Below are 5,634 nucleotides of genomic sequence, written 5' to 3' on the forward strand. Positions count from 1 at the left end.
CACTGCAACTGACTGTGCAGTCCTTCGGCTTCAAGTACGGTGTTCCCCTCGACGCCGACATGGTGTTGGACGTGCGATTCCTGCCCAACCCGCATTGGATTCCGGAATTGCGGGAACACACAGGACAGGAGTCGGTGGTCAGCGACTACGTGCTGTCCAGGCCGGGTGCGCGGGACTACCTGCAGACCGGCAAACACCTGGTCGACCTGACGACGACCGGATACCGCCAAGAGGGGAAGCGATACATGACCGTGGCAGTCGGGTGCACCGGCGGCAAACATCGCAGCGTCGCTGTCGCCGAGGCACTGGGTGAGCGCATCGGCGCCGATACCGGGCACGTGGCGGTGGACGTCGTGCGCGTCGTCCACCGGGATCTGGGGCGCGAATGAGTGGAATCGAAGCCGACCCAGCCGTCGTCGCGCTGGGCGGCGGACATGGGCTGTACGCGACATTGACGGCCGTGCGCAGGCTGACGAGGCGGATCACCGCCGTCGTCACCGTCGCCGACGACGGTGGGTCCTCCGGTCGGCTGCGCGCCGAGCTGGGCATGCTGCCGCCGGGTGATCTGCGGATGGCCCTGGCAGCGCTGTCCGATGACGCCGACGGGGTGTGGACCACGACGGTGCAGCACCGCTTCGGCGGCACCGGCGCGCTCGCCGGGCACTCGGTGGGCAATCTGATCCTGGCCGGACTCACCGATATCCTCGGTGATCCGGTGGCCGCGCTCGACGAGGTGGGCAGGCTGCTGCGGATCACCGGCCGGGTGCTGCCGATGTCGCCGATTCCGCTCGACATCGAGGCCGAAGTATCGGGCCTGGAGTCGGACCCGCGGATCGGCCGGTGCGTGCGCGGTCAGGTTGCGGTGGCGACCACGCCGGGTAAGGTCCGGCGGGTGCGGCTGATTCCGTCCGATCCGCCCGCCAGCCCCGAGGCGACCTCGGCGATCGACGACGCGGATGTTGTTGTGCTGGGACCGGGTTCGTGGTTCACCAGCGTCATTCCGCATGTCCTGGTGCCGCAACTGCACGCGGCGCTGGTGCGCACGCGGGCACGCAAGGTGCTCGTGCTGAATCTGGCGGCGGAGCCCGGCGAGACAGCCGGCTTTTCCGCGGAGCGCCATCTGCATGTATTGTCCCAGCACGCACCGGATTTCGCGGTCGACGATGTGCTCGTCGACTCGGCGTCGGTGCCGGAGGGGCGGCAACGGGAACATGTGGCAAGAGCCGCCGAACAGTTGCGGGCACGGGTAACGTTCTGCGATGTCGCCGAGCCGGGAACGGATCGGCATCATCCCGGAAAACTTGCCGCCGCACTGGATCAGCTGGTCCGGTCGCCGCGGCCGCAACTGACTGGGCTTCGATTCGAGAGACGGCACGGTGCCTCAGATGTGCACAGTGTTCCAGATGAGCGTTCGGGGTCGGTGGGAAAGGAGCGCGTCTCGTGGCGATGACAGCCGAGGTGAAGGACGAGCTGAGCAGGCTCGTGGTGTCGCAGGTCAGCTCACGTAAAGCGGAGCTGTCGGCGTTGCTGCGGTTTGCGGGCGGTCTGCACATCGTGGGGGGCAGGGTGATCGTGGAAGCCGAGGTGGATATGGGGTCCATCGCCCGGCGACTGCGCAGAGAGATTTTCGAGCTGTACGGATACGGCTCCGATGTGCATGTGCTCGGCGCGGGTGGGCTACGCAAGACTTCCCGCTACGTGGTGCGCGTGTCGAAGGAAGGCGAGGCGCTGGCGCGCCAGACCGGATTGCTCGATGTGCGCGGCCGCCCCGTGCGCGGGCTGCCCGCGCAGGTGGTCGGCGGCAGCATCGGTGACGCCGAAGCGGCATGGCGTGGCGCGTTTCTCGCGCACGGCTCGCTCACCGAGCCGGGTCGTTCCTCGGCGCTCGAGGTGAGTTGCCCCGGTCCGGAGGCGGCATTGGCACTGGTCGGCGCGGCGCGCAGGCTCGGCATCACCGCCAAGGCGCGGGAAGTGCGCGGCACGGACCGGGTCGTGGTGCGTGACGGCGAGGCGATCGGCGCCCTGCTCACCCGGATGGGTGCGCAGGACACCAGGCTCACCTGGGAAGAACGTCGGATGCGCCGCGAGGTGCGGGCCACCGCCAACCGGCTCGCCAACTTCGACGACGCGAACCTGCGTCGTTCGGCGCGCGCGGCCGTCGCGGCGGCGGCTCGGGTCGAACGGGCGCTCGAGATCCTCGCCGACGATGTTCCCGAGCATCTCGCCGCGGCGGGCAGGCTGCGGGTGCAGCATCGGCAGGCCTCCCTGGAGGAACTCGGTCAGCTGGCCGATCCGCCGATGACCAAAGATGCTGTCGCGGGACGGATCCGGCGATTGCTGTCGATGGCCGACCGGCGCGCCAAGGATCTGGGCATCCCCGATACCGAGTCCGCGGTGACAGCGGAGCTGCTCGACGACGCGTAGTAGGAACAGCAACAGACTCCGCACGCCGAAAGGTGTGGCGAATCCGACGATTAGTGCAGAGCGGTCATACATGACCGCTCTGCCCTCTATTCTGGGGTCTCCGCAGGCCTGAGGCCGGGGAGCTCACAACTCACAGGTGGCTGTCGTGAAGGCTGGCGCGGCTACTACTGTGGTTACCGTCGGAATGAATCCGCTTGAAAGCTGAGGAGCGATAACGTGACTGTCCGGGTAGGTATCAACGGCTTCGGTCGTATCGGACGTAATTTCTTCCGTGCGGTGGAGGCGCTGAAGGCCGTCGGCGAGACCGATATCGAGATCGTCGCGGTCAACGACCTCACCGACATCAACACCCTCGCCACCCTGCTGAAGTACGACTCGATCCTGGGTCGTCTGCCGCAGGACGTCTCCGTCGAGGGCGACACCATCGTGGTCGGCGAGCAGCGCATCAAGGCGCTCGCGATCAAGGAAGGCCCCTCGGCACTGCCGTGGGCCGACCTGAACGTCGACGTGGTCGTCGAGTCGACCGGCATCTTCACCGCCGCGGAGAAGGCCAAGGGCCACCTGTCCGCCGGCGCCAAGAAGGTCATCATCTCCGCGCCTGCCACCGGCGACGACATCACCATCGTGATGGGCGTCAACGACGACAAGTACGACGGCAGCCAGAACATCATCTCCAACGCGTCGTGCACCACGAACTGCCTCGGCCCGATCGCCAAGGTGCTCAACGACTCGTTCGGCATCGTGAACGGTCTGATGACCACCATTCACGCCTACACCCAGGATCAGAACCTGCAGGACGCGCCGCACAAGGACCTGCGTCGCGCCCGCGCCGCTGCCCTGAACATCGTGCCCACCGGCACCGGTGCCGCCAAGGCCATCGGCCTGGTGCTGCCCGAGCTGCAGGGCAAGCTCGACGGCTACGCGCTGCGCGTTCCGGTTCCGACGGGCTCGGTCACCGACCTCACCGCCACCCTGGCGAAGCCGGCCACCATCGAAGAGATCAACGCCGCGATGAAGGCCGCCGCCGAGGGCCCGATGAAGGGCATCCTCAAGTACAACGAGGACCCGATCGTGTCCAGTGACATCGTCACCGACCCGCACTCGTCGATCTACGACGCGCCGCTGACCAAGGTCATCGACAACCAGGTCAAGGTCGTCTCCTGGTACGACAACGAGTGGGGCTACTCGAACCGGCTGGCCAACCTGGTCGATCTCGTCGGCAAGTCGCTCTGACCGCGATGACAGTTCAGACACTGCAGGATCTCCTGGCCGAGGGTGTCGAGGGTCGGGGCGTGCTCGTGCGCTCCGACCTGAACGTTCCCCTCGACGACAACGGTCAGATCACCGACCCGGGCCGCATCATCGCCTCGGTGCCCACGATTCAAGCGCTGGTCGAGGCCGGCGCCAAGGTGGTCGTGATGGCACACCTGGGCCGCCCCGAGGGCGAGCCCGATGCCAAGTTCTCGCTCGCCCCCGTGGCGGCGAAACTGGCCGAGCTGCTGGGTCGCAATGTCCAGCTGGCCGGTGACGTGGTGGGCTACGACGCGCTCTCGCGCTCGGAGGGCCTCACCGACGGCGACGTGCTGCTGCTGGAGAACGTGCGCTTCGATCCGCGCGAGACCAGCAAGGACGAGTCGGAGCGGGCCAAGCTCGCCGCGGCGTTCGTCGAGCTGGTCGGCGACGACGGTGCGTTCGTCTCCGACGGTTTCGGCGTGGTGCACCGCAAGCAGGCGTCGGTCTACGACGTGGCCCAGCAGCTCCCGCACTACGCGGGCACGCTGGTCGCGGCCGAGGTCGAGGTGCTGCAGAAGCTCACCCAGGACCCGGCCCGCCCGTACGCGGTGGTGCTCGGTGGCTCCAAGGTCTCCGACAAGCTCGCGGTGATCGAGGCGCTGGCCCCCAAGGTCGACACCCTGGTGATCGGCGGCGGCATGTGCTTCACCTTCCTTGCCGCGCAAGGTCTTCCGGTCGGCGGCTCGCTGCTGCAGGCCGAGATGATCGACACCTGCAAGGATCTGCTCGAGCGCTTCGGCGACGTGCTGCACCTGCCGGTCGACATCGTGGTGGCCGACAAGTTCGCGGCCGACGCCGACACCGAGACCGTCGCGTCGACCGAGATCCCCGACGGCTGGCTCGGCCTGGACATCGGCCCCGAGTCGGTGTCGCGATTCGCAGCGCTGCTGACCGAGGCCGAGACGGTGTTCTGGAACGGCCCGATGGGCGTGTTCGAGTTCGAGAAGTTCGCCGCGGGTACCCGTGGTGTCGCCGAAGCCATCGTCACCGCTACCTCCAAGGGTGCGTTCACGGTCGTCGGTGGCGGCGACTCGGCGGCCGCCGTGCGTGCGCTCGGTCTGCCCGATGACGGCTTCTCCCACATCTCCACCGGTGGCGGCGCTTCCCTGGAATACCTGGAAGGCAAAGAGCTGCCCGGTATTTCGGTGTTGGAGGGCTGAGCGATGGCAGCACGTAAACCGCTCATCGCGGGCAACTGGAAGATGAACCTCAACCACCTCGAGGCCATCTCGCTGGTGCAGAAGGTGGCGTTCGCGCTGCCCGAGAAGTACTTCGCGAAGGTCGACGTGACGGTGATCCCGCCGTTCACCGATCTGCGCAGTGTGCAGTCGATCGTCGACGGCGACAAGCTCCTGATCACCTACGGCGCCCAGGATGTCTCGGCGCACGACTCCGGTGCCTACACCGGCGAGATCAGCGGGTCGATGCTGGCCAAGCTCGGCTGCACCTTCGTGGTGGTCGGGCACTCGGAGCGTCGTCAGTACCACCACGAGGACGACGCGACCGTGCTGGCCAAGGCCAAGCAGGCGCTGAAGAACGAGATCACCCCGATCGTCTGCATCGGTGAGGGTCTCGGCGTCCGCGAGGCGGGCACGCACGTCGAGTACAACCTCGAGCAGCTGCGTGGTTCCCTCAAAGGCTTGACGGCGGAACAGATTTCGCAGGTCGTCATCGCCTACGAGCCGGTCTGGGCCATCGGCACCGGCAAGGTCGCCTCGGCGGCCGACGCGCAGGAAGTCTGCGGCGCGATCCGCGGCGAGCTGGAGAAGCTGGCTTCCCCGGAGGTCGCCGCCGGCGTGCGCGTGCTCTACGGCGGCTCGGTGAACGCCAAGAACATCGGCGAGCTGATCCGGCAAACCGATATCGACGGCGCGCTGGTCGGCGGTGCTTCGCTCAAGGGTGACGAGTTCGCTACCC

At 67.3% G+C, this 5,634-nt stretch carries 5 protein-coding genes and 1 pseudogene; all 6 read left to right on the forward strand.

What is annotated here, in order from left to right; genetic code table 11:
* Positions 1-389: pseudogene (locus ACFWF3_RS22055) on the forward strand (RNase adaptor protein RapZ); the annotation flags it as partial.
* Positions 386-1,450 (forward strand): uridine diphosphate-N-acetylglucosamine-binding protein YvcK, encoded by a 1,065-nt coding sequence (gene yvcK, locus ACFWF3_RS22060; protein WP_378989086.1) that lies wholly within the window; start codon positions 386-388, stop codon positions 1,448-1,450. The pseudogene ACFWF3_RS22055 and the gene yvcK, both read left to right, overlap by 4 nt.
* On the forward strand, positions 1,441-2,424 hold the full coding sequence (gene whiA, locus ACFWF3_RS22065) for a DNA-binding protein WhiA (RefSeq protein ID WP_101467118.1): 984 nt from the start codon (positions 1,441-1,443) through the stop codon (positions 2,422-2,424). Before yvcK ends, whiA begins: the two co-directional genes overlap by 10 nt.
* 216 nt (positions 2,425-2,640) lie before the next feature.
* Entirely contained in the window at positions 2,641-3,657 is a 1,017-nt protein-coding gene (gene gap, locus ACFWF3_RS22070; RefSeq protein WP_056810475.1) for a type I glyceraldehyde-3-phosphate dehydrogenase, read from the forward strand.
* 5 nt (positions 3,658-3,662) lie between these two features.
* Entirely contained in the window at positions 3,663-4,877 is a 1,215-nt protein-coding gene (locus ACFWF3_RS22075) for a phosphoglycerate kinase (protein WP_379315098.1), read from the forward strand.
* 3 nt (positions 4,878-4,880) lie between these two features.
* The coding region (gene tpiA / locus ACFWF3_RS22080) for a triose-phosphate isomerase (RefSeq protein ID WP_379315099.1) at positions 4,881-5,634 on the forward strand (754 nt) is incomplete at its 3' end.

Source organism: Nocardia sp. NPDC060220, assembly GCF_042727815.1.
Taxonomy (GTDB): domain Bacteria; phylum Actinomycetota; class Actinomycetes; order Mycobacteriales; family Mycobacteriaceae; genus Nocardia.